Origin of the sequence: Corynebacterium minutissimum (assembly GCF_016889765.1) — a bacterium.
GTDB lineage: Bacteria > Actinomycetota > Actinomycetes > Mycobacteriales > Mycobacteriaceae > Corynebacterium > Corynebacterium minutissimum_B.
Map to the genome: position 1 here is coordinate 1,930,484 of NZ_CP069533.1, position 22,947 is coordinate 1,953,430.

18 protein-coding genes are annotated in these 22,947 nt (G+C 61.6%); 5 read left to right on the top strand and 13 right to left on the bottom strand.

What is annotated here, in order from left to right; genetic code table 11:
* Nucleotides 1-73 precede the first annotated feature (73 nt).
* Nucleotides 74-1,204, bottom strand: coding sequence for a helix-turn-helix domain-containing protein (locus I6J26_RS09085; RefSeq protein WP_115021323.1), 1,131 nt, complete (start codon nt 1,202-1,204; stop codon nt 74-76).
* Nucleotides 1,205-1,303: 99 nt separating this feature from the next.
* On the opposite strand from I6J26_RS09085, the gene I6J26_RS09090 reads away from it, so the two are divergent.
* Together I6J26_RS09090 and I6J26_RS09095 are read left to right on the top strand one after the other, a co-directional pair.
* Entirely contained in the window at nt 1,304-2,896 is a 1,593-nt protein-coding gene (locus I6J26_RS09090) for an amidohydrolase (protein ID WP_115021324.1), read from the top strand.
* Between the two features lie 10 nt (nt 2,897-2,906).
* Complete coding sequence (locus I6J26_RS09095; protein ID WP_115021325.1) at nt 2,907-4,142, top strand: M20 family metallo-hydrolase; 1,236 nt, start codon at nt 2,907-2,909, stop codon at nt 4,140-4,142.
* A 25-nt stretch (nt 4,143-4,167) separates the two neighbouring features.
* Here I6J26_RS09095 and I6J26_RS09100 read toward each other — a convergent pair whose 3' ends face one another.
* Complete coding sequence (locus I6J26_RS09100; protein ID WP_115021326.1) at nt 4,168-4,614, bottom strand: MarR family winged helix-turn-helix transcriptional regulator; 447 nt, start codon at nt 4,612-4,614, stop codon at nt 4,168-4,170.
* Between the two features lie 378 nt (nt 4,615-4,992).
* On the opposite strand from I6J26_RS09100, the gene I6J26_RS09105 reads away from it, so the two are divergent.
* Nucleotides 4,993-5,868 (top strand): hypothetical protein, encoded by an 876-nt coding sequence (locus tag I6J26_RS09105; protein ID WP_115021327.1) that lies wholly within the window; start codon nt 4,993-4,995, stop codon nt 5,866-5,868.
* A 612-nt stretch (nt 5,869-6,480) separates the two neighbouring features.
* Here I6J26_RS09105 and I6J26_RS09110 read toward each other — a convergent pair.
* From I6J26_RS09110 to I6J26_RS09120, 3 genes are read right to left on the bottom strand one after another with little or no spacing between them, the layout of a single operon-like run.
* Nucleotides 6,481-7,281 carry an enoyl-CoA hydratase-related protein gene (locus tag I6J26_RS09110; RefSeq protein ID WP_115021328.1) on the bottom strand — a complete coding sequence of 267 codons (801 nt, stop codon included), beginning with the start codon at nt 7,279-7,281 and terminating at the stop codon, nt 6,481-6,483.
* A gap of 3 nt (nt 7,282-7,284) precedes the next feature.
* The gene (locus tag I6J26_RS09115) at nt 7,285-8,256 is read right to left on the bottom strand and encodes an NAD(P)H-dependent flavin oxidoreductase (RefSeq protein WP_115021329.1); all 972 of its coding nucleotides are present in this window, start codon (nt 8,254-8,256) and stop codon (nt 7,285-7,287) included.
* Between the two features lie 22 nt (nt 8,257-8,278).
* Complete coding sequence (locus I6J26_RS09120; protein WP_115021330.1) at nt 8,279-8,689, bottom strand: acyl-CoA thioesterase; 411 nt, start codon at nt 8,687-8,689, stop codon at nt 8,279-8,281.
* A gap of 82 nt (nt 8,690-8,771) precedes the next feature.
* Between I6J26_RS09120 and I6J26_RS09125 the strand changes: the two genes are divergently transcribed.
* Nucleotides 8,772-9,956 carry an acyl-CoA dehydrogenase family protein gene (locus tag I6J26_RS09125; protein ID WP_115021331.1) on the top strand — a complete coding sequence of 395 codons (1,185 nt, stop codon included), beginning with the start codon at nt 8,772-8,774 and terminating at the stop codon, nt 9,954-9,956.
* On the opposite strand, the gene I6J26_RS09130 is transcribed toward I6J26_RS09125, so the two are convergent.
* From I6J26_RS09130 to gabT, 7 genes are all read right to left on the bottom strand, one after another.
* Nucleotides 9,953-11,467 (bottom strand): hypothetical protein, encoded by a 1,515-nt coding sequence (locus I6J26_RS09130; protein ID WP_115021332.1) that lies wholly within the window; start codon nt 11,465-11,467, stop codon nt 9,953-9,955. The two genes, I6J26_RS09125 and I6J26_RS09130, sit on opposite strands and share 4 nt — an antisense overlap.
* Nucleotides 11,468-11,548: 81 nt before the next feature.
* The gene (locus I6J26_RS09135; protein WP_115021333.1) at nt 11,549-12,667 is read right to left on the bottom strand and encodes an alcohol dehydrogenase catalytic domain-containing protein; all 1,119 of its coding nucleotides are present in this window, start codon (nt 12,665-12,667) and stop codon (nt 11,549-11,551) included.
* A 118-nt stretch (nt 12,668-12,785) separates the two neighbouring features.
* Nucleotides 12,786-14,504, bottom strand: a complete 1,719-nt coding sequence (locus tag I6J26_RS09140) for a helix-turn-helix domain-containing protein (protein ID WP_115021334.1) — start codon at nt 14,502-14,504, stop codon at nt 12,786-12,788.
* An 18-nt stretch (nt 14,505-14,522) separates the two neighbouring features.
* Nucleotides 14,523-15,833, bottom strand: a complete 1,311-nt coding sequence (locus tag I6J26_RS09145) for a YkvI family membrane protein (RefSeq protein WP_115021335.1) — start codon at nt 15,831-15,833, stop codon at nt 14,523-14,525.
* Nucleotides 15,834-15,932: 99 nt separating this feature from the next.
* Entirely contained in the window at nt 15,933-16,913 is a 981-nt protein-coding gene (locus I6J26_RS09150; protein ID WP_115021336.1) for an alpha/beta hydrolase, read from the bottom strand.
* A gap of 15 nt (nt 16,914-16,928) precedes the next feature.
* Nucleotides 16,929-18,377 carry a flavin-containing monooxygenase gene (locus I6J26_RS09155; protein ID WP_115021337.1) on the bottom strand — a complete coding sequence of 483 codons (1,449 nt, stop codon included), beginning with the start codon at nt 18,375-18,377 and terminating at the stop codon, nt 16,929-16,931.
* A 72-nt stretch (nt 18,378-18,449) separates the two neighbouring features.
* Nucleotides 18,450-19,775 carry a 4-aminobutyrate--2-oxoglutarate transaminase gene (gabT, locus tag I6J26_RS09160; protein ID WP_115021338.1) on the bottom strand — a complete coding sequence of 442 codons (1,326 nt, stop codon included), beginning with the start codon at nt 19,773-19,775 and terminating at the stop codon, nt 18,450-18,452.
* Between the two features lie 98 nt (nt 19,776-19,873).
* Here gabT and I6J26_RS09165 point away from each other — a divergent pair, with 98 nt between their 5' ends.
* Complete coding sequence (locus tag I6J26_RS09165) at nt 19,874-21,421, top strand: helix-turn-helix domain-containing protein (RefSeq protein WP_239121754.1); 1,548 nt, start codon at nt 19,874-19,876, stop codon at nt 21,419-21,421.
* A 4-nt stretch (nt 21,422-21,425) separates the two neighbouring features.
* On the opposite strand, the gene I6J26_RS09170 is transcribed toward I6J26_RS09165, so the two are convergent.
* On the bottom strand, nt 21,426-22,871 hold the full coding sequence (locus I6J26_RS09170) for a PucR family transcriptional regulator (protein ID WP_115021339.1): 1,446 nt from the start codon (nt 22,869-22,871) through the stop codon (nt 21,426-21,428).
* Nucleotides 22,872-22,947: the final 76 nt, after the last annotated feature.

Below are 22,947 nucleotides of genomic sequence, written 5' to 3' on the forward strand. Positions count from 1 at the left end.
GGGGGTGAGGGCAATTCTTATGCAGTAGCCCAGGTTTTAGAAGCAGCGATGTGAATCTGCATAGTCTTCTTGACTATGGCTGTGCGCGATAAAGGCTAAGAAGCGCGAGCGCCGCACCTTTGGGTTGGGTGACGTCGAGGCTGGTGGCTGTAGTTACGTGGTGGAGGCGGTTGATAACCGTGTTGCGGTGGCAGTGGAGGGCCTCAGCGGTGCTCTTAATGGAGCCGGTGTCGAGGTAGGTCGCGAGGGTGTCGTAGACCGGAGCATTCGTAGTGCGCAGTGTTGTGATGGCTTCCGTGGCCTGAGTGATGGGGCTTCCCTCGAAGTTGGCGATGGCATCGCCGGCCACTGCCCAAAGGAGATCGGACGCATCGATGAGGCGGGGGAGTGTTCCAGTGGCATCGAAGAGGCGTGGGGCTTGGCGGGCGGCCGTGCGGACGCCAGCGAGACCTTTCACCGTGGAGAAGCGTACTCCTGGAATCGCCGCCAGCTTGTGGCTGTCTACTGAAGCGTGTGCGCCTGCGCCTGCGGGCCAAAAGGCCACGAACATGCCGCGAGTGCCGTGGCCAAAGGCGGTGCCGGAGGCAATGGGGGCGTCGAGAAGCGCGCGTAAATCCACAGCGGCGGTGGGATGTGCGACAACGACGTGGACGTGGGTATCTGCGTCCACGTCGAGGGCGCGAGCAATTTCGGCGACCACGAGTGGGTCAATGTCCTCGGCTGCGAGAAGGCGCTCCAAGTGGCGCGCGTGGGCTAGGCGCACGTCGTGCTGGCTGCGGGCTTCCTCCACCCGGTAGGCATCGCGCACCATGAGGTTGTACAACGTCACAACGGAATGCAGGTGGGCCACGTGCTCAATGAGCGTGGATTGGTCCGTACCGGCGGCCTCGCGCAGGCGGGTCCAGAGGACGTCGAAGTCGAGCTGGATGGCGTCGATAAGCGAGGCCAACTCCACGCCCTGCTGCGCGCGCCGCCGGCCCAGATTCTGCGCGTGAGTGCGCAACTCCGACTTGTCCATGGCGCCTACCAGCACTTCTGTAATCCGAGCAAAGACTTCGAAGGCTGTCAGGCGCAGCTCATCCTCGCTCACGAGCGAATCGCCATAGCGGCCAGCCGCGGTGAAAGCAGTGAGAAAATCCTCCACTAATCGGGGGATATCGCTATGAACCTCCGTGACAATCTCACGCCACCGATCCTCGTGCATATGCACAACCTTACACCGCCGTGGCTAGTACAACGCCCTAACGCTGAGGTATGCGTCATGACGCGCATTAGTATGTGGTGAACGACACAAGGAGGTTACATGATTACGCTCATCGATAACGCTCACATTCTTACTCAGGACCCTGCCCGCCCAGTGGCGAGTGCGGTGGCCTTTGCTAACGGCCGTATCCTCGCGCTGGATGATGCCGCACGTGCACTCCCCGCGGGTGCCACGTGGGACGCCGGCGGGCATACCCTGACCCCGGGTTTTAACGATGCGCACTCGCATACCGTGTGGTTTGGGCAAACGCTACTCGAGGTCGACCTTTCCCAAGCCGCCACACCTAACGACGTCTACTCGGCCCTCAGCCCCGCCGAGCCCAACCCGGACGGCTGGATCATCGCCTCTGGATTTAGACCTTCGGGCCTGGATGCTCCGGTAACTATTGCGGAGCTGGACCGCGCCACGGACGGCAGGCCGCTGCTCATCAAACACAACTCTGGGCATGCGTACACCGTTAATACTGCGGCCTTGCGCGCAGCGGGCATTGACCCGGCCGACCCGCCGGAGGTGGAGGGCGGTGAGTTTGTCCGCGATGAAGAAGGAAACTGCACCGGACTCGTCGATGAAAACGCCATGCGACTCATTCAGAACGTCACACTTCCGGAATCGGGCGAGGAGATTGCGCGCGCCTTGGAGCTGGCCACGCGCCGCTACCTCGAGCGCGGGCTTACCTCAGTGACAGATGCGGGCGTGGCCGGCGGCTGGATCGGACATAGCCCCCGTGAAATCGCGGCGTACCAGAACGCCACCCTGCACACCCGCATGCAGATCATGGTGACCATGGACGTCCTCCACGAGATTTCCGGCCACGCATCCGATGGGCCCGGCTGGGGCCTCGATGGCGGTGTACGCACCGGTTTCGGCGATGAATGGCTGCAGATCGGACCAGTGAAGATGTTTAGTGATGGCTCTATCCTCGGCACCACTGCTGCGCTGACGGAAGAGTATGCCTGCTGCCAGCACCACGGATACTTCCAGGGAGATCCTGAGCAGATGCGCGAGCGCGCGCTCAAGGCCGCAAATTCCGGCTGGTCTCTGGCCATCCATGCCATCGGTGACGCAGCAGTGGACTTTGCGATTGAGACGCTGGAGATGGCTGTGGAGAAAAATGGAGTTCCAGACATGCCGCACCGCATCGAGCACGGCGGCATTGTGCGCCCCGACCAGATTGAGCGCCTGCGCGGCAAACCCATCGTGGTGGTGCCGCAGCCACTGTTCATCTCGACGTTTGGCGATGCGATGGCGAAGGCGCTGGGGCCGGAGCGCGCCGCGTGGAGCTACCCGGGCAAGCGGCTTCTCGCCGCCGACCTCATCCTCCCCGGCAGCTCCGATCAACCCGTAGCGCCCGGCGTGCCGCTCGACGTTATGAAAGCAGCCATCGAACGCCGCACTGAGACCGGCCAGGACTTTGGCCCTGCCGACCGCCTCACGCCCGCCGAAGCGCTCTATGCCTACACCGCCGGCTCTGCCGCAGCAACTGGTTGGGCGGGCCGAAAAGGCCAGGTTATTCCAGGACAGCTTGCAGATTTCGTGCTGCTCTCCCAGGACCCTCTGAACACTGACGATTTATCCACCATCGACGTGGCCGCCACCATCGTGGGCGGCGAGCTGCGTTACGGAAGCTTCTAAGGAGATATTGATGCGAGAAACCACCAACGAACAATTTCTGGCCGATTTCCAGGCCATGTCCGCCAACGGCGCTACCCCCGGCGGCGGCGTGGAACGCCAGGCCGCCAGCGAGGGCGATAACCTTAACCGTGCCTGGTTCCACGAGGTCCTCGAATCCCTCGGCGCACGTGTTATCTATGACGAGATTGGCAACCAGTACGGACTCTTTGAACTCAACCCCGGCGTTCCGTTCGTCGGCCTAGGGTCGCACTTGGATTCCCAACCTTTGGCCGGCCGCTTCGACGGCGCCTATGGCGTGCTTGCGGCGGCACATGCAGCAGGCCGCGTGGCCCAGTCGGGTGTTGACGCACGCTACAACCTTGCGGTCATCAACTGGTTCAATGAGGAAGGCTCACGCTTCGCACCGTCCATGATGGGCAGTTCCGTATTCACGGGAACGCTCACGCTTGCCGACGCCCACTCAGCCACCGACCTCGCTGGCGTCACCGTCGCCGAAGCGCAGGAGGCCGCGGGCTGGGCCCCGCGCAGTGAAGCCCCCAAGCTCGCGTCCTACGCGGAGATCCATGTCGAGCAAGGCAAAGAGCTCGAAGCCAACGGCAACACCATCGGATTGGTCACCGCCACGTGGGGAGCAAAGAAGTTCCAGGCAGTAGTTTCCGGTGAACAAGGCCATACGGGATCCACGCTCATGGCTGATAGGAAGGACGCCCTTTTCGGTGCCTCTCTCATCATCGCGGAGGTTGAGCGCCTTACTCACGAATTCCCGGAGGGGCAGCTGCAGGCTTCGGTCTCCCAGCTCACGCTGGAACCAAACTCACCGGTAACGATTGCCCGTGAGGTGCGCTTTAACATCGACGTGCGCTCACCCTCCACGGAGGTTCTCGATGCTGCCTTCGAGCGCTTGCAAGAGATCATTTCTGCTGCGGAGCAAGAATCCCGCACCTCAGTGGAGCTGACCCCGACCCACGAGTGGGCTCTGAACCCTTACCCGGCCGTTGGCGTGGCGTTGGCGCGCGAGGTCGTTGAGGAGCGTGGCTACCCCTACCAGGAGATCTATACGGTGGCCGGCCATGACTCGACCAACCTTAAGGAGATGGTGCCAACGGTAATGCTCTTCATCCCCTCCGTTGACGGCATCTCTCACAATGAAAAGGAGTTCACCACTGAGGCCGACTGCCTAGCGGGCCTCGACGTGTTTACTCACGTGGCGCAGCGCCTCGTTACCACCGGTTGCGGGGAAAATTAGACAAGCGGTAGCGAGAGCTGGGCGGCTAGTCGACATCACTCCAGTTCTCATAACCGAAGGCGGTTAGCGCGATCTCAAAGCCGCGCTTCATCGCCTCGAGCTCTTCTTCGCTGACCTCATAGGTGCGCAGACGCGCCGGGCCGGTGAGTGGCACATGGAGCAGGAAGTGACGGCCTTCTTCGGTGATGGCGCACAGACGGCGGCGAAGGTCTGCAGGGTCTTCGACAATAGAAATGAGGTCATCGCGCACCAATCGCTTCACCGCTTGACCAATGGTGGCTGGCTGCCAGCCCAACTCCTTACGCAGCTGCAGAATCGGGATGGGGCCTTTCTTATCGATGAGGCGAAGAAGATTGAGATGGGAACCGGAAATGCCGTGCTCTCGGCGTGCTTCCGCATCAAACCGCGCGCGGGCTCGCTCCAGCCTGCGCCACTCCGCAATAGTCTCCGAAACCTTTTCGTTATCAGCCACGCGACTAAGCGTATGAGTTGGGGACTGGTGGCCGCAACCGGATTTCCATAAGGAATTTCAATAGGCGCTCTATCTCGTTGAGGGTGTTTCCCTGACTCTCCGCTACCTCTCCGGCATAGTGACTACCGCACGATGGGGGTAGCCCACGAAATCTTTTTAGATTTTTTCGACGCGACAGGGTCAGTCAGTGGTGCTAAACAAAAATGCCAGATAGCCACGAATTTTCTACGGTTCCACGCGCGTAGGTTGAGCATTCTTTCTTTTTCGCTCACGGGGGGTATAAAGCGAAATTTCTACGAAGCTACAGATGAATGTGACTATCGTTAGTGTCGGTCAAATCTTGGCTCCCTAGTATTCGAATCCCTATAGGAGATACTCATGAAGATTTCGCGCACCCTTGCTGCAGCTGCCCTGTCCAGCGCCCTCGTTCTTGGTGGCACCACCGTCGCCTTCGCCGCAAACGAAGGCGTTTCGCTGTCTGACACTTTGGTCTACAACGGTGTGACCTACCACAAGAACTCTAAGGGTGACTTTGTTCCTGCCCCTGATTCCAAGGATGAGTCTGGCAAGGACGTCGATGAGGTCATCACTGCAGCGGATATGGAGACTCACGTAAAGAACGGCGACGCTAAGGCTCCTGAGTCCGCAGACGAGGAGTCTGAGTCTGAGTCCTCCAGCTCTGAGGCAACGAGCTCCGAGTCTGAGGCTCCCGAGTCCGAAGAGACTACCGAGCCGAAGGAATCTGAGTCCGCTTCCGAGACCAAGTCCTCTGAGGCTTCTGCGTCCGCTACCACCACCAAGTCCTCTGAGGCTTCTGCGTCCGCTACCACCACCAAGTCCTCTGAGGCATCCGAGAGCACTTCCGCTACTAAGTCCTCTGAGGCTACTTCGTCTGCAAGCACCACCAAGTCCTCCGATGCTTCTTCGTCTGCAAGCACCTCCAAGTCCTCCGATGCTTCTTCGTCTGCAAGCACCTCCAAGTCCTCTGAGGCTTCTTCGTCTGCAAGCACCACCAAGTCCTCTGACTCCTCCACGACCGCTTCTGCAACCACTACTCCTTCTGAGTCCAAGTCCGCTGAGCCGACCCCGTCTAAGGACAAGAAGAGCTCCGCTCGCGACGCTCTGTCCTCCAAGGACGGCAAGCCGACCCCGCTGGCTATCTTCGGCATCGTTGCCGGCGTTCTGGCCGCTGTTGCTGCTGCCTTCCCGGTAATCGCCAAGACCCTGAACCTGAACATCAAGCTCCCTTTCTAAAATAGGAAGCTCCTAGGTTCCTAGGTTCCTGCGCCCCTGCCTCATTGAGCTGAGGCGGGGGCTTTTGCTTTTGCCGATCTTGGGGGCACGACGTGAAGGGCGAAGGGTGGGTTGCCTGAAGCAAAACTTCAGCGCCCGGGCCACACGCTTAAGGGGGCCACGAGCGCTGAAGTCTCTCTATCTCTCTCTGTGTGCGTTCTCTCCAACGCACGAGACTTAGTATGCAACTTTTTTATTCAAAATGCTCGTTCGTTACTGGGAGGGGTAGCGCGTGTGCACCGTGTGTTTCCTGTGTGAGAGCGATTGTGCTGGTTAGCGCTATCGAAGCCGAGAAAGAAAGGTGTGGGGAGTTGTCCCCGGGGTTAGGGACGGGGGTAAGGCAGGCCTAAGGTCAGGCGAATGAGGAGTCGAAAACGTCGACGAGCCCCCAGGGAATAGGGGGCTCGTCGGCGTCTCTATCACGTCCCTCCGTGTATCGGCTTAAGCCGCCCTCCGGAGGGAGGAGGGGTTCTCTCTCTCTCGCATGCGCTCTCTCAAACGCACAAGAATGAGTATGGCGGGCCGTGCTGGCATCGCCATGGAATCAGCCTGGCAATCGACTGTGCGTCTTTTCTAGTCGAACGTGGCCGGGCGCTTCTCCAGAAAGGCCATAACACCTTCCTTGTGACCAGCAGAGGCCATCTGAGCGTACTGCGTGGACTCTTCCCACGTGAGCTGCTCGTCGAGTTGGCTCAGCGCGGTGCGGTTGATGGCCTCCTTGGCCTTGGCCAGAGCATCGCGCGGCGCGATGTGCAGGCGCTCTACTGCCTTGAGTGCGGTCTCCAGCGCCTGGCCTTGAGGGGCGCGCTGAGCGATGATTCCCGCCTCCGCGGCCTCCTCAACCCCCAGCTTGTCCTGCAGCAGGGACAGCGCGAGTGCACGATGACGGCCTAGTGAGGCGACAGCAGTCAGGCTTACGCCGCCGTCGGGGATGAGGCCAATCTTTCCAAAGGGCAGCGTGAAATAAGATTCCTCGCCGGCCACGATGAGATCGCAGGCAAAAGCCAGCGAGGCGCCGGCACCGGCGGCAGCGCCCTCAACGGCAGCAATGACGGGCACCTCAGCCGTCTGAATCGCGGAGATGAGGGCATTGAGTTGCGGCAGCATCGTCGACTGGGCTGGGTTGGGGGCCTCGCCCGATTGCTGTGCTGCAGCCGCGGCCTGGGCCGCCGCCACGATGTCCGCGCCTGCACAGAAGGCAGTCTCATCACCGGTGATGATGAGGGCGCGGATGGAGGGGTCCTGTGAGGCGTCGGAAAGCGCGGCAGACAGTGCCACGCAGTGCTCCTTGGCTATGGCATTGCGGCGCGAAGAGTTGTTGATCTGGGCAATGAGGGCAGAACCTTCACGGCGGGTCAGGATGGCTTCGGTCATGGGTTAGTCCTTAACAAGCGTGGTGAGGGAGGAAATGATGCGCTCGGCATCGGCAGTGATGCGGGAGACGATGTCGGCACACGAGGCGACGTCGTGGATAAGTCCCTGCGAGGTACCACAGGTCCATACACCTGCATCCAGGTCACCGGTTTCGTAGACCGCGCGGCCGCGCTTGCCGGCGACGAGATGGCGGATATCGCCAAACTCTGCGCCCTGGGCCAGGCGCTCGGCTACCTCGTCACTGACGGCGTTCTTAGCCACGCGGGTGGAATTGCGCAGCTCGCGGAGGATGAGTTGGGTATCGAGCTCGGAGCGCTCGACGATGGCCTGCTTGACGTTCTCGTGCACAGGCGCTTCCGTGGAGGCAACGAAGCGGGTACCCATGTTGATGCCCTCTGCGCCCAAGGCGAGCGCGGCAGCCAAACCGCGGCCATCAGCAAAGCCACCGGAGGCGATGATGGGGATATCCAGCTGGTCTGCAGCTGCCGGAATGAGGACGAGGCCCGGAATGTCATCTTCGCCGGGGTGGCCGGCGCATTCGAAGCCATCGATGCTGACGATGTCGACGCCGACCTTCTGGGCACTGATCGCATGGCGCACCGAGGTGCACTTGTGAATGACGGTGACGCCCGCGTCCTTGAAGGCTGGCATATGGTCCTTCGGATTATTGCCGGCGGTTTCGGCAATCTTTATACCTTCTTCAATGATGACGTCGCGGTATTCCGCGTAAGGCGGCGGAGTAATCGCCGGCAGCATGGTGAGGTTGACGCCGAAAAGCTTGTCGGTAAGTTCGCGGGCGCGGCGGATCTCCTGACGCAGATCTTCTGGGGTGGGCTGGGTCAGTGCGGTGATGACGCCGAGGCCGCCGGCATTGGATACTGCGGCGGCGAGCTCGGCGCGACCGACCCACTGCATGCCGCCTTGGACGATGGGGTGTGAGATGCCGAGCATGTCAGTAACGCGGGTAGAAATCATGACTAACTCCTTAGGTGAATGACTATTCGGAATAATGGGCGCGCATACGCTTAGTGAGGTCCTCGGGGAGGGGGATGGGGCGGCGCTGTGAGACGTCGATAAGCACCAGCGTCGCCGTGGCGAACACACAGGACTTCCCGTCCTGAATGAGCTCGTGGGAGACCTGGTAGGACGTATTTCCAATGCGTGAGACCCACACGCGCGCCTCGATGGAATCGGTGTAGGTGAGCTCAGCGTCGTAGACCACCTCGAGGGAACGGACCACATGAGCGTAGGTATCCGTGGAGAAAGGCCCGGTGAGGTCCTTCGCGGCGCGAACGCGAGCTTCTTCGATGAGGGTGACCATCGTGGCGTTGTTGACGTGGGCGTTCGCGTCCTGATCGGACCACCTCAGGGCGAGGGTGACCGATATGGCGTTGTCGGGGGCGCGCATTGATCCTCCTTGAAAGGTAAAGTGTTGCGTATCACTATACATACGAATTGTGGTTCGTATCGCTAATTGAGAGGAGAGCGCCATGACAACGGATCTGCTCGGCATTGAATCCCTGTTGACCGATGAGGAAAAGGCCACGCGGGATCGGGTGGCTGCGCTGGTCAACGAGCACATCCGGCCCCACATTGCCCAGTGGTACGAGGATGCCGTCTTGCCAGAATCCATCTTCCCGGTACTCGCGGAGGCCGGTCTGTTTGGCATGCACCTCGAGGGCTACGGCTGCGCTGGGCGCTCTGCGGTGGAGTATGGGCTGGCCATGCAGGAATTGGAGGCAGGGGATTCCGGAATTCGCACGGTGGTCTCCGTGCAGGGGTCGCTGGCGATGTCCGCCATTTATAAGCACGGCTCGGAAGCTCAAAAGCAGGAGTGGCTTCCCAGAATGGCTTCGGGCGACGTGATTGGTTGCTTCGGGCTGACGGAGCCGACCGCGGGCTCGGACCCGGCAGGTATGGCGACGGCGGCGCGCTACCACTCTGGTGAGTGGGTACTGGATGGGGCGAAGCGCTGGATTGGTCTGGCGAGCGTGGCCAAAGTGGCCATCATCTGGGCCAAGGTTGCTGAGGAGGATGCTGCCGCTGCCGGTGTGGAGCCCGGCGTGCGCGGCTTCATCGTGCCGACGTCGACCCCGGGGTTTGCAGCGACTCCCATCACGAACAAACTGTCCATGCGCGCGTCCATTCAGTGCGATATTGCGCTGAACGGCGTTGCACTGCCTGGCGACGCGCTGCTGCCCAAGCACTCGGGGCTGAAGGGGCCGTTCATGTGTCTCAACGAGGCGCGTTTCGGCATCAGCTTTGGTGCTTTGGGTGCTGCGCGTGATTCACTCGAAGCTGCCCTGGCCTACGCGAAGGAGCGTAGACAGTTTGACCGCTCCTTGGCGTCCTTCCAGCTCACGCAGAAGAAGCTCGTTGACATGGCAGTGGAGCTCAACAAGGGCCAGCTTCTCGCTCTTCAGCTTGGTCGCGCCAAGGACGCTGGCACGTTGGAGCCTTATCAGATTTCCGTGGGCAAGCTGGCCAATTGCCGCACGGCCATCGAGATTTGCCGTGAGGCCCGCACCATCCTCGGCGGCAACGGCATCACCACGGACTACTCGCCGCTGCGCCATGCTGCGAACCTGGAATCGGTGCGGACCTACGAGGGCACCGATGAGATCCACACGCTGATTCTGGGCCGCGTGCTGACGGGGGAGCAGGCGTTTAGTTAGTTCGTTGTGCCCTTCGGCTTCGGGGCGTTGGGGTCGATGGGGCGTCCGTCAGCATCCAGATCGTTGAGCTCGGCCAGCTCCGTGAAGTTCGCTTGGGCGTCGGCGAAGCCCTCCTCTGGGTCGATTTCGTCGAAGTTGCGGATGGTGCCGTCGCGCTCGTCCTTGAACATGTCCTTGCCGTAGATGACCAGCACCATGATGATGCCGGCAGCAAAGCCCCAGGCTGCGCCTTGGGTGGCCAGCACGCCGGCGGTGACACCCGCGATGCCAAGATCCTTCTGATTCTTAGCCTCCATGATGCCGACGCGCACAGACACGAAGCCCTGGATGATGAGCGTCAGTGCCAGACCCACCGGCAGGATGGGCTCAACGAAGGAGGTAATCGGTAGCAGCAGAAGACCCGTGTTGGTACCCCAACGGAAGGAGCCCGCGCCACCGAAAATGGAGCGCATGGCGCGCTTGCCCTGCTTGTAGCGCTCGACGATGACCACGTGCATTGCCGCCCACAGCGGGCCGCACATGGCGATGTCCGGGCCGATGATGGACATCAGCATGTTACGGCCACCAAAGAGCAGGTGTGCGCGCGATGGGCTGTAAACCACGGCCTCGTCCGTGCGGACGTGATCTGCCTCCTTAAGCACGGCGTTGGCCTGCAAGACGTCACCGAAGACCACGATGTAGGCGGCCAGTACCGTCGGGATAGCGGTGAGGAACATGTGTGCCGGGGGCAGGCCCACACCGAAGACGGTGTACTCAGACCACAGGGTCATGAAATCCGGTTTGGAGAAACCCCACTCTACGTCCGGCCAGGGAGCCTCACCGGCCAGGGGCGCGACGAAGACCGCGATGAAAATGGCGGGCAGAATGCCCAGCGAGGCCAGGAAGCGCCACCCGGCGGCCTTCTGTCGCAGGGATTGGAATCCACGGGAGTACATGAGGAAGAAGGCCACGGCCACCGCGATGGTGATGGTGATGGGGAAGGAGTGGAAACGTCCGTCCTCCTTAAACACCGAGATGATGGCGGCGATACCGGCGCCGAGAACAATTCCCGCGCGCAGGCCAGACGGAATAAGGCGAACGACTTTCGATGCTAATCCTGTTGCACCTAGCGTTAAAGAGAATATGCCCAACATGAGCTGGAAACTGATAAGCGCCCAGACACGCTGCTCGCCCTCCGGGAAGGTTTGGATGTAGACGGTTAGCAGTGGGATAGCCGGAGTGATCCAGCCAGGAATGACAGGGTCACCGAGCAGGTGGTGGGTCAAATAGAGAAGGCCGTTGAGCATGACGACGGCCAGTGCCGCCTCGTAGGGCATGCCGAGGGCCTCGGTCATCAGGGGGATAGCGCCCAGATCCACCACGCACATAAACAGGCCTTGGGCGAAGTCCGGCCATTCCATGCGGTAGTGCACGAAAGGCAAGCGGACGTCAAAGGGGCCCATCTTCCAGTGCGGTGATGCTTGACCGATGCCCTGATCGTCGGGCTCGGCGGCTGCGTTAGTTTCGGCCATGACGGCCTCCTTTCAAAAGGGTTAAAGCCTCGCACGCAGCGGCGCGAGGCCCGAAAGAGCAGGGGAGCGGGAAGAGCCGATTTAGTCGAACTCGATGATCTGGCGCAGGGCCACACCGTCAGACAGGCGGTCCATGGCGGTGTTGATGTCCTCGAGCTTGATGTGGTCAGAGATCAGCGCCTCGGCGTTGAGCTTGCCCTCACGCCACAGCTGCTCATACTTCGGAATATCCTTCGACGGAACGGAGGATCCCAGGTAGCAGCCGTGGACGCGGCGAGCCTCGGCGGTCATTACGAGCGGGTCGATGGTGATGGTGGAGCCTGGTGCCGGCAGACCTACGGTCACGGTCAGACCGCCCGGTGCGGTGACCTTATAAGCGGTCTCCAGTGCCTTCGGGTGGCCAGCGGCCTCCACCACAGCGGTGAACTTCTTGCCGGACTCTTCTGCCTCCTGCGGGGTCATCGCAGAGGTAGCGCCGATTTCGATGGCCTTCTCGCACTTGTCCTTCTGCATATCAATGCCCACGATCTCCTTCACGCCGAGCGCGGCAGCGGTGATGATCGCGGCCATGCCCACGCCGCCGAGGCCGACGACGGCGATGCTGTCCTCCGGCTTCGGATCGATCTCGTTGAGGATGGCGCCGCCGCCGGTGAGGATGGCGCAGCCAAGGATGGCGGCGATATCCGCCGGGACATCGGAGCCGACGGGGACGACAGACAGTTCGGAGACAACTGCGTGGGTAGCGAAGCCAGAGACACCCAGGTGGTGCTGGATCGTCTCGCCGTCACGAGTGAGGTGGCGGGTACCGCGGATGAGGGTGCCCTCGTTGTTGGTCTTGGAGCCGACCTCACACGGCATCTTGCCGTCGGTCTTGCAGCCGGCGCACTCGCCGCAGCGCGGGAGGAAGGTCATGACCACGTGGTCGCCGACCTTGACGTTGGTGACGCCCGGGCCAATCTCCTCGACGATGCCAGCGGACTCGTGGCCCAGCAGCATCGGAAGTGGGCGCGGGCGGTTGTTGTTGACCACAGATAGGTCGGAGTGGCAGAGGCCAGCGGCGGTGATCTTGACCAGGATCTCGCCTTCGCCGGGGCCGGTGAGCTCGAGCTCGCTCACGGTGATGGGCTTGGACTCGGCGTACGGGCGCTCATCGCCGGAACGCTCCAAGACGGCGCCGCGAATGGTAATCGTGTCAGACATTGATACCTCCAGACATCGGATGGGGTTAATGCCTCGCAATGTACGCCACGTCACGTTTAAGAGGGCAGAAACGATATGGGAAAAAATACACCCAACATACATGAGGGTGGGGAATTCTCTACCCCCTGAGCGCGTGGGCGCGCAGCGCTACGAAGACATCAAGCCCGCGCTGGCCGACGGCCCACTTATCACCCATGAGCTCCGCGATGCGATCGAGGCGCTGGCGCACCGTGTTGGGGTGGATGAACATGGCTCGGGCAGTCTGCGGGATGCTGTGGCCGGAGAGTAAGTAGTGATGGGCGGTATCGGTTAGCTCCGTGGAATGCTCTTCGTCATAACGGACCAGCGGTCCAATCGTGCGCGTGGACAGCGCGCTCAACGCCTGCGGGTCTGCGCCTAAGATGAGGCCGACTGTGCCCAGGGTGTCTTCGGTGACTAAGTGGCCCCGCATTCCCAGTGCAAGGGCTGACTCCAGGTAGGCCATGGCGGAATCGTGGGCGCTGCGTGCCGAATCCAGCCCATCGAAGGTGATGGCGGATACCGTCACATCAGGAAATTCAGACAGCAGCGGGGCCAGCGCCTTATCAATTGCTCGATCAGGTTGGTACAGCACGCACACGTGCTGGTCGTGGTGCGTGATAGCGGCATTACCTGGCAAGAGGTGCTCTAGCTGCGGGCGAGTCGGTAGCCCCTTAGCCGAGTGCACGCCAACGAAATACAGCTGCGCTGAAGAATTCAGGCTAATTCCTGTCAGGTGGCGCAGACGGGCGACTTCTTCGCGCCCAGCGTTACCCAGCGCCACGGCGTAGACGAGGTCGTCGACTTTGCGCGCGGTGGCGTCGACAAGCGCTTCGGCAAAGAGCGCAATTGCGGTAAAAGCAGCAGAAGCATGGCTGATGACACGGAGCTCGGTGTCGCTCAGCTCCTTGTCCACGCCGATTGTGCCCAGTTCACGGCCGTTAAACTCGACGGGGAACGTGCTGGTCGGGGGAGTATCCGGGGCCTCCTCCGTGGTCCACAGCGTCACGGAAGCGTCGAGGCTTTTCGCCAGCACGCGTTCGAGCTCCTCGAAGCTGGCATTGTTCATGAGCACGTGGAGCAGCTGCGTGTTGACCTCATTAAGCCATTGCAGCTCTTCGATGTGGCGGCTCAATGCGATCTGAGAGCGGGTCAGCTCGGCAACGGACTCGCCCTGGCTCTCAATGACCTGTGCATTCTCCAGTGCTACGGAAGTGATAGAGCCCAGCACCTCGAGGGCCGCGATTTCTTCGTGCGTGTAGTGGCGTGGGTGGCGGTCACCCACGAGAAGCGCTCCGATGGTTGTGCCCCCGATGCGAATCGGGGCTCCGAGGATGCCGCGAATACCCTCCGCCTGCACCGCATGGTCGACGTAGTCCACGTGGGTGACATCAGGATCGGCGGAATGATCATAGGTCCACGCCGGGCGGTTGGTGGCGGCCACGATGCCGAGGATTCCGGAGCCCATCGGCATGTTGATGGTGCGGAATTCCTCGGTGACCACGCCGCTGGTGGCCAGCACCTTGGTAAAGCCGGTGTCCTCATCGTTGAGGCTGAGATAGCCCACGTCGGTACCGATGGTGGAGCGCGCATGCCGCACAATAGCCTGGAGGATGTCTGTCGAATCGCGGCCAGCGTTGAGCATGTGGGAGACATCGAGAAGCTTCGTCGACATCACCCGCCACGTGTGATTGGCACGCATAGTTTCTTCCACAGCCCGCAGCGCGCTAAGCTCCTCGGCCGCCAGTTGCTCGCGCAGCTCGTCGGGGACACGGGTGCCGCTGGCGAGGTGGGAGAGGACGGGGCCGAGGAGAGACATGCCTTTAGTTTATTAGGGTCAGACCTTCTTCTTGGTACGCGGGATGGGCTTGCCCGTAATGAGTGCGTGCAACTTTCCGTCGCCGATCTGCATTTCCTCCGGAAGGTCCGCAGAATCGACCTCGGTCATGATTTCCCTGATGAAGTCTGACTCGGGGATGGAGGAATTGCGGGCGATGGCGGTGAGCTCGTGCATCTCCTCGTTGGAGAGGTGGTTGTCATTCTCAAAGCGCTTCTTGAGCAGATCACGCGCGCGGCGGCGCAGGTCCGCTTCGGACTGCAGGTCCTTGCGGTTCTTGAGCCAGGCGAAGCCGATGATGAACATGATGGCGATGCCCATGTAGCCCAGAATCGGGTAGACCCAGCCGATGAGGTTGGAGAAACCAATGAAGGAGAGGACGAAGCCGATGAGCACGGATATGACGTAGACCTTGTAGAAGTGCTGCGGCTTGCCGCGGGTCAGGCGCTTGGCAAAGGCATAGAACATGCCGATGGCGGTGTTATAAATCATGCCGTAAATAGCAATGGACATGGCGATGCCAAGCCATGGATGGATCTGCTCAATCATGGCCAAGGTTGGCATTTCGGCCTCAGTGATCGGGCCCACGGACACGTAGAGGCCGCCGACCAGGACTGCGAGCAGAAAGAGGAAGCATAGGCCGCCGAGAATGCCGCCGTAGCCTACTTCCTTGGCATCCAGGAAGTTACCGCCGATGACGATCATCATGGAGACCACCACGATGACGTTGAGGCCGAGGTTATTGATGGCAGAAACCCACCAGTTAGGAAGAGTGGTGGGAATGTTCTGTGCCTGCTCGTTGAGGTGCGACCAATCGGGGTTGGACGTGAGTACGGTGTATACGGTGCCGATGGTGAGCAGGACGATGATGAACGGGGTGATAGCACCGATGGCGATGGTCACCTTGTCCACGTCAAGCAGGCCAGTCAGCAGCGTGAGAACGAGCATGAGGACCGCGCCGATCCATACCGGCCAGCCCCACTGTTGATTGAGGTTGGTGCCGGCGCCGGCAAACATGGCGAAGCCGATACAGAAGAGACAGGTCAGCGTGGCGACATCTAGGATTTTCGACACGATGGGGGTGGATACCGCGTTGAACACGGAGGTGTGCTCCTTGGCGCGGTGATACGAGCCTAATTGGAGAATGGTGATGCCGGAAATGGTCATGGCGAGGGCTGTGACGATGGCGCCGACAACACCCATGTTGCCGAAAGCAACGAAGTACTGGAGGGCCTCGCGGCCCGAGGCAAAGGAGGCACCCGCGAGCACGCCAATAAAGGCCATCGCGATGCCGAATGAGCGTTTGAGCATGTTAAACCTAACTGTTAGAGGATAGAAACTTCTGCTTATGCGAACGGGGCAGGCTGCCTTCAAGAATGGGAGCCTGCCCCGTGGGAAAACTGGTGGCTGTTAGCTAGTCACCGCCTTGATGAACTCGGCAACGCCAGCGAGCTCTTCCTCGCCGCGGTCAATGATGGCGGCGGAGGTAAACAAGCCGTGGTGATAACCCAGGAGGTGCTTGTGCGTGACATCCACACCAGCCTTGGCCAGCTTGCCGGCATACTCGATGCCCTCGTCCGCCAGCGGATCGTTGTCCACCGTGATGACGAGTGACGGGGGTAGTCCCTCCGGTAGCTCTTCCAACAACAGCGGGGAGAGATCCGTGGCGGTGCGCTGCGATTCCTCCGTGACGAAGGTATCGATGAACCAGCGCATGGTGTCCGACGCCAGCGGGAAGCCCTCCTCCAAGCGCTTGTAGGAAGCACCGTTCTCGGTGCGCTCGCGGGAGCAATCCGTGATCGGGTAGAGGAGGATTTGGGCGCTGAGCTTGGCGACGTTCTCCTCGCCCACAAACTCGTTCGCCAGGGTAGCGGCGAGCTGGCCACCGGCCGAGTCGCCGGCGACCGCGATAGAGGTCACGGTCAGTCCGTGCTCAGCCTCCGGGTTGGACAGCCAACGGTAGGCGGCGCGGCAATCGTCGATAGCCGCCGGGTAGGTGTGCTCTGGGGCGAGACGATAATCCACCGCAACGACTGGGAGACCGGTCAGCACCGCGATACGGCGTACCGAGGAGTGGTGGGTCTCCAGGTTGCCCATGAGCCAGCCGCCACCGTGCATGTAGAGCACCGCAGGGGTCTCCTGGCCGCGCTCCTCCTCCGGGCGGGGATCATAGAGGCGAACCTGGAACTCGTCGACCTGGAAATCCGTGGTCGCGGGTTCCTTCGCCTCATGGAGCGGGTTGGCGTGGGCTGAGGCTACGTAGTTCTCACGCACCTGCGGGATGGGGAAGTTATGGAAGGACTTCGCCCCACCATCGCGGAACGGCTTCAGCGCCTTCCGCGCATCCTCAGCGACGGGGCGCCCGGAATATTCGTCGTGCAGAGTGTGCATCGTGATCACTACCTTCTAGACCAGCTCGTAGTCGTTGAGCTCGAGCTCATCGGTGAGCTCGTAGTACTCAGCAACGTTTCCGGACCAGTTGTTGATGACGCGGCCTTCCTCGTTCTTGTACCAGGAGGAGCAGTCAGCGGAGAACGCAGATGCCTCGAGTTCCTTCTGGATACGGGTGTTGAACTCGTCGATAACGTTCTTCTTCACGTCGAGGGCTGCCTCCGGGTTCTCGCGTAGGTAAGCAACGGCCTGGGAGATGTAGCGGTCCTGTGCCTCGAGCATGGCCACCACGGAGTGGTGGTTGAGGTTGGTGTTCGGGCCGTAGAGCATGAAGAAGTTCGGGAAACCATCCACGGTCATGCCCAGGTAAGCCTCCGGGGAGTTGCCCCAGCGCTCACGCAGATCGATGCCGTCACGGCCGGCGATAGGCAGGTCACCCTGGAACTCCTGGGAGTGGAAGCCGGTGGCGTAGATGACGACGTCGAAATCATGCTCCGCACCGTCGTCGGTACGGATGCCGGTCTCAGTGAACTTTTCGATGCCAGCGGTGATGAGCTCTACGTTGTCACGGTTGAAGGTGGGGTAGAAGTCATCGGAGCGCAGGATGCGCTTGCAGCCGAAGGCGAAGGTTGGGGTGAGCTTCTCCACCAGCTCCGGGTCGTCGACCTGGGAACGCAGGTGCTCCATGGCCTGCTCGACACCCTCAGCAGCGGAATCGGTGCCCTTGCGGGTGCGGTCGAAACCTTCTTCGCGGACATCGTGGATCTCCTGGCGGATGGCGCGGTAGGAATCTGGGTTTTCCTGGAATTCCTTGGTCTCCTCCTCGGTGAAGATGACCTGGTTGCGCGGGAGGATGTAGTTGGCGGAGCGCTGGAACACGGAGAGCTTCTCCGCAACCTTTGCTACCTCCGGAACCAGCTGGACAGCGGAAGCTGCGTTACCGATGACGGCAACCTTCTTGCCGTTCAGGTCGACGTCGTGGTTCCACTCAGCGGAGTGGAACTGTACGCCCTGGAATGCCTCGCGGTTCGGGAAGTTCGGGATCTTCGGCTTGGAGAGCTGGCCCCACGCGCCGACGAAGACACGGCCGTAGAAGGTCTCGCCGTTGGCCCCGATTTCCCAAGCCTTGAGGTCTTCCTTCCATACGGCGTTGGTGATGCGGTGGTTGAACTTGATGTGATCGTAGAGGCTGAACTCCTCGGCAAGTGCCTTGAGGTAGCCCTGCATCTCGTCCTGACCGGCGAACATGCGGGAAACACCGAGGTTGAGGAAGTAGGAGTAGCAGTAGATGAGAGCCTGGGTATCGCAGGCAGCGCCCGGGTAGGTGTTGTCGCGCCAGACGCCGCCGACCTCGTCGGCTGCCTCGAGGATGAGGAAGTCCTTCTGCTCGTCGCGGACCAGCTGGGCGCCCATGCCCAGTCCGCCGTAGCCGGTGCCGAGGATGATGCAATCGTAGATCTTCATGGTGTGTGACTCCTTAAGTCGTTGTAGTGGGGGAGGCCGTTAATTCCAACGGCATGGATTGTGTGGTGGGGTTTAGTTTGCGCGGATGGCTTCAGTCAGGACGTGGAGGCCGTCGCGCAGGGTGGACTCGTTGATGACCAACGGCGGGAGCAGGCGGATGACGTTGCCGTCGAGGCCACAGGTGAGGATGAGCACGCCCTGCTCGCGGCAGGTCTTGGCCACCTTGGCAGTGAGATCAGCATTGGGCTGGTTGTTGTCATCAACGAGCTCGATGGCGATCATGGCGCCGCGGCCACGAATCTCAGCGACGGTGGTGAGCTCCAACAGCGGCTCGAGTTCCTCGCGGATGATGGCCTCAATGTCGCGGGCACGGCCCTTGAGATCGTGCTCCTCCATCTCCTCGAAAGCAGCGAGGGAGGCAGCACAGGCCACCGGGTTACCGGCGTAGGTACCGCCCAGGGAGCCTGGGTCTGGGGCGTCCATGATTTCGGCGCGGCCAGTCACAGCGGAGAGCGGCATGCCGCCGCCCACGCCCTTGGCGGTGGTGATGAGGTCCGGGATGATGCCCTCGTCCTCGCAGGCAAACCAGGAGCCGGTGCGGCAGATACCTGCCTGGATTTCATCGGCGATGAAGACAACGCCGTTGTCGGTGCACCATTCCTGCAGTGCAGGAAGGAAGCCCTTGGCCGGCTCGACGAAGCCGCCTTCGCCCTGGATGGGCTCGATGATGACGGCGGCCAGCTCCTCAGTGCCGACGTACTGCTCGATGTAGCGCAGGGTGCGCTCGGCTGCTTGTTTGCCGTCGAGGCCGTCACGCAGCGGGTAGGACATCGGCGCGCGGTAGATATCGGCAGCCAGGGTGCCAAAGCCCTGCTTGTACGGTTTGTTTTTGGCGGTCATGGTCATGGTGAGGTTGGTGCGGCCGTGGAAGGCACCGTCGAAGACCACGACGCGGTTCTTGCCGGTGTAGCGGCGGGAAATCTTCACGGCGTTCTCAACGGCCTCGGCACCAGTGGAGAAGAGAACGGTCTTCTTCTCGTGAGTACCCGGGGTCAGCTCGTTGAGCTTCTTGGCCACCTGAACAAAGCCCTCGTAGGGAGCGTTGAGGAAGCAGGTGTGGGTGAGGTGGCTAGCAGCTTCGGCGACCGCCTTCGCTACACGCTCGTTGGAGGCGCCCACGCTGGTGACGGCGATGCCGGAGGCAAAGTCGATGAGGGTGTTGCCGTCGACGTCGACAAGCACGCCACCGTCGCCATCGGTGACGAAGGCCGGGTAGCCGGGGATGACTCCTGCGGCGACTTCGGCCTGGCGTGCGGATTCCAGCTCCTGGCTGCGCGGGCCAGGGATGGCGGTGGAGACATTCCGCTCTTGGGGGAGGCGGTGCTTGAGATCCTGCATGCTGTCTACTCCTTTGTGAGGTAAAGATCTGGATTTTTATGATGCAGGTCATTGTTATGGCTACACTGAGGTTGGCGCCATAGACAATCTGGTGAAAGATGGGTGAAGATTTGTCCACTTTGGATACGGGGGTAACTGCCGGGCTGGAAGAGGGAAGCGTTTCCCTCACTTGGTTGGCTAATCAACCCGATCTGGGGATCGATATTCTGCACGATTGCGGGAGTGCTTTTTCCGTGATGCACCCCTGTGAGCTGCGCGATCCTCGCGAATTTGTGGGCGATGGGGCCGTCATTCTGCTCACCGGAATGGCTTTTGAAGGACAGCCTGAGGAGCTAGCAGAGTACATCCGTAGGGTGGCAGCAGGTGGGGTGACGGGGGTGGGCTTCGGCGTTGGCCTCGCCTTTGCCGAGGTTCCGCCCGGCATGGTTGAGGCCGCCCGGGAATGCAACATTTCGCTATTCACGGTGGCGCGGCGCGTACCTTTCGTCTCGGTGCTGGCGCGTTTGCACGACGAGTTGCAGCGCCAGCGTGAGGAGGGGCTAGAGCGTTTCATTGCCCAGCAAGGCGCGCTGAACGACGCCGCTGTGGCCGGCCTCGATGCCCTCGTGGACAAGACCAGTCGCCTCCTGGGCGCACATTCCTGTCTCGTTGATAAAGACGGGCGCGTGTTTGCGCAGTCCACTTGTCCTGGGCTGCCTCCCGTGGATTGGACGCCGGTGATTGCCGATACCCGCGCCCAGAACTTTTACGCCGCGTGCCGCGTGGGCGGGTGGAACGTCTTGGCCCAACGCTTGGCCGACCACGGAGCGCGCTCCTTCGGACTCTTGGCAGTGGCGCGTGACGGCTTCGGTGTCAACGAGCGCGCGCTGCTCAAACAGGCCGCAGGCCTAGCGGAACTCACCGTGAAGCGCCCGCAGGAGCTGCGGCGCACCCAAAACGAACTCAACTCCATGGCTTTGGCCATCCAGCTGGGGTTGGACCAACCGGAAGACCCTATGCGGCGTATCTTCCGCCTCGTGGGCGATGCGCAGGGCCGGGTGCGGCCGGTCCTCGTGAAGTCCGAGGGTGAGCGGGCCCACCAGCGCTTTATCCAGGCTCTGGACGCCCGTCTCCAAGACCACGGGCGTTTGCTCTTCGAGTATGCGCTGGATAAGTCCTCCAGTCTTCTGCTCTTTAGAGGAAGCCGAACGATGAAAAACTTGCAGGATTTGCTGCGCGATATTCGCGGAAACAAGCGCATCGTCGTAGGCCAACCCATGCCGTGGGCTGAGCTGGGGGTGGGGATTGTCCGCGAGCTGGAGTCCTTCGCCTTCGGGCTGCAGCCGGGCATGCTTGCGGGCCCGGAATCGCGCACTTTGAGCTGGACTAGGGATCCCCGCGTCAAGGGGGCGGTGCACAACCGCGCGAAGGAGACCTGGGGCAAGGTGCGTGCCTTTGATGCCGAGCACGGCACCGACTTGGCGGAAACCCTGGAGGTCTACCTGCGCGCCGGTGGGCGGGTAAGCCGCACCGCTGAGGAGTTGCACTCGCACCGCCATACCGTGCGCAAGCGCATCGCGGATTTGGAGGAATTATTAGAGGTTGACCTCAAGGACCCCCTAGTGGCGGCGGAGCTACTTATCCTTGGCGTGAGCGCTCCGGACTGAGTTCTTAAGAATCAAGGCTGAGCAAGAGCAGCTCCGCGCGGGTGACGGGATTGCTCAGATCGACGCCGCAGAGTTGCTCTATCTTGTCCAAGCGGGCGCGCACGGTGTGGCGGTGAACGCCGAGCTCCGCGGCGGCGGTGGCTAAGTTGGCGTTGCCCACGAGGAAGGAGCGCAGCGTGGCGCACAGTTCGGTGTTGTGCTGCGCATCGTGCTCGGTGAGACGGCTGACCGTCGCTGCGCGCCGGGCAGCGAGGGCCTCGGGGACTCCGGGTTCTGCCAGCCAGGTGGGGGCAGCTGAATCGAAGGCCTCCACAGCACCGAGGGGCAGGCTGCGCGCGTGGCTCTGGAGTGAGGACAACAGCGTCGGTGTCAACGCCCGCCATTGAATGTGCTGCAGGATGGACGTTCGGAGGAAGCGCGTATGTTTCCCACTCAAGTTCGGGTTCGCGGTGCCCGGGGGAAGGGCGATAAGCGCCGAATCGTGCTCCGGGCGGATAAGGCTGAGTGGTTCGGCCTTTCCGATTTCGCTCAAAGCCCGCGCGAGGCGGGAGGGGGACGGTGCGGTGAGGAACAGGATATCCACGAGGTCATGGCTATCGACCATGTGGAAGGCCGCCTGCAGGGCGGGGGAGTCAACCCCGGCCAGTTGGGCGTCAAGTGCCAACGCCCCGAGGATCGTGTGCGCAGTGGTGTCGGGGTGATCCAAAAGCAGGCTGGCCAGGCCCGCTAGGTGCCGGATCAGCGCGCGCGAGTAAGAATCAAACTTCTCCGCGCGCGTTACCGCGAGAGCCCAGCGCCGTCCCGCCGAGCCGAAGATGCTGGTGATGGTGGCGCCAGTGCTTGTCGACGTACCCGTTCCCCGACCTGTCTGCTCCGCGGCCCCCACCGCGGCGTCGGCTGCGCTGAGCTGGCCGCGATCGCTGCGGCTGACCACCGCTCCAGAGGAGCTGGCCACCGCTACCGCGGCGCCGAGTTCCTTGCCTGCCTGTGCGATGAGTGCCCCGATGCTCACGGCCGCGGCTTGATTGAGGCGCTCTTGTTGACGGTGGAGTGCAAACTGCGCGTTGTTGTCTAGGCGGGCCTGTTCTTGAGCCACGGCCGTGGTGATGGACACGAAACGGGTGGCGCGTGGGACCTCAAAGAGGGCGAGATTGTGGTGGGAGCAGGCGTGAATAAGTTCCGTGGGGACCTTGTCAAAGGCCAGCCCGGTACCGAAGCCGATGCCCTGCACGCCTGCCGCGGCGAGAGCCGCGACATAGCGCTCAAACCCCTCCGGTTCTTCCTGGAAGGCAAGCCCTAGGGTGAGCATGAGCGCGCCGGGGGAGGTGAACTCGCTGGGGTCCGCGAGCTCGGAGGCATGAATGGTGTTGAACGTAGCGCTACCGGTGACGATGCTTCGCAGGTTCAAAGAGCGCTGGTTGAGCAGCCAGCGAAAGGAAATCTCGCGCATGCTAGACAGAGTACACAGCTATGCGGAGAAAATTTATACACCTCGTCCATAGTGTGCCAAGGGTGGTGGAGACCAC